The sequence below is a fragment of the Streptomyces sp. KLMMK genome (assembly GCF_036961605.1).
In the GTDB taxonomy this organism is placed as follows: Bacteria; Actinomycetota; Actinomycetes; order Streptomycetales; family Streptomycetaceae; genus Streptomyces; species Streptomyces telluris.
In genome coordinates this window covers 1-1,368 of the sequence record NZ_JBAMDC010000738.1, presented here as the reverse complement: position 1 = coordinate 1,368, position 1,368 = coordinate 1, and the positions used below count along the sequence as shown (strand labels likewise).

Below are 1,368 nucleotides of genomic sequence, written 5' to 3'. Positions count from 1 at the left end.
CGGCGGGCAGCGGCGTGCCGTCGGGCTGCCAGGTGCCGGCCCAGAGGTTGAGGACCCGGTCGTCGTCGCGGAAGGCCTCGGGGGCGGCGGCCAGGCAGCGCCGCCAGGCTCCGGCCCATGCGGTGCCGGGCTTGAGCGCCAGTACGGGCGGGGCCCCGTGCGAGGGAGGGATCTCGCCTAAGGGAGAGGTGCGGTCGGATGCCATCGCTGATCTCCGCTCTCGGTACGGGAGGGGCGGGAACGTCGGCGGTCCACCACCGGACGGCAGCCATGCAGTCCGCTACCGGACGGTAGTCATACGGAACGGTAGCCATGCGGCGGACCGCGGGAGGTGCCCCGGCCCCCGATGAGGCCCACGTCACGCCCCGCCACGGCCCGGGCCACAATGGAGCGTCCAGCAACCCCAACCACCTCCGGGACTGATCGCTCATGGGACGGGTCACCGAACGCCGCCGCGTCATCCGCATCCGGGACGGGGCGGTCACCGCCCGCCCGGACACGCTCGTGGCCGAGGAGCCCCTGGAGATCCGGCTGAACGGCAAGCCGCTGGCCATCACCATGCGCACGCCGGGCGACGACTTCGCGCTCGCGGCCGGCTTCCTGGTGAGCGAGGGCGTGCTGGGCCGCTCCGACGAGCTCGCCAGCATCGTCTACTGCGCGGGCGCCACGAAGGAGCTGCCGGTAGTCACGCTGGGGGCACCCCCTGCGGTAGCTGGGGGAGGTTCCAACACGTACAACGTCGTCGACGTGCGTCTCGCGCCCGGCGTGCCCGTCCCGGACGTCACCCTGGAGCGCAACGTCTACACGACGTCCTCGTGCGGCCTGTGCGGGAAGGCGAGCCTGGATGCCGTACGGACCACGGCGCGGCACCCCGTGTCCGACGGGCCGGAGGGCCCGATGCGGCTCGAACCCGCGCTGCTGGCCTCCCTCCCCGACCGGCTGCGGGAGGCCCAGCGGGTCTTCGACCGCACGGGCGGGCTGCACGCCGCGGCGCTGTTCTCCGCGGACGGCGAACTGCTGGACGCACGCGAGGACGTGGGCCGGCACAACGCCGTCGACAAGATCGTCGGCCGCGCACTCCAGCAGGGCCTCCTGCCGCTGTCCGGGACAGTGCTGATGGTCTCCGGGCGGGCCTCGTTCGAGCTGGCGCAGAAGGCGGTGATGGCCGGGATCCCGGTGCTCGCGGCGGTCTCGGCGCCCTCGTCGCTGGCCGTGGACCTCGCGGCGGAGACGGGGCTGACGCTGGTGGGCTTCCTGCGCGGGACGTCGATGAACGTGTACGCGGGAGAGCAGCGGATCGCCCTCCGGGAGCGGGCGGCGAACGACTGACGGCGCGTCGACGGGCGGCGGGCGGCGGGCGGCGGAGCA

At 74.0% G+C, this 1,368-nt stretch carries 1 protein-coding gene and 1 pseudogene; one reads left to right on the top strand and one right to left on the bottom strand.

Translation table 11 applies throughout. The features are described 5' to 3' along the window. Nucleotides 1-205 (bottom strand): annotated as a pseudogene (locus tag V7793_RS37610) (aldehyde dehydrogenase family protein); the annotation flags it as partial. Nucleotides 206-429: 224 nt separating this feature from the next. On the opposite strand from V7793_RS37610, the gene fdhD reads away from it, so the two are divergent. After that, nucleotides 430-1,329, top strand: coding sequence for a formate dehydrogenase accessory sulfurtransferase FdhD (gene fdhD, locus V7793_RS37605; RefSeq protein WP_336014241.1), 900 nt, complete (start codon nt 430-432; stop codon nt 1,327-1,329). Nucleotides 1,330-1,368: the final 39 nt, after the last annotated feature.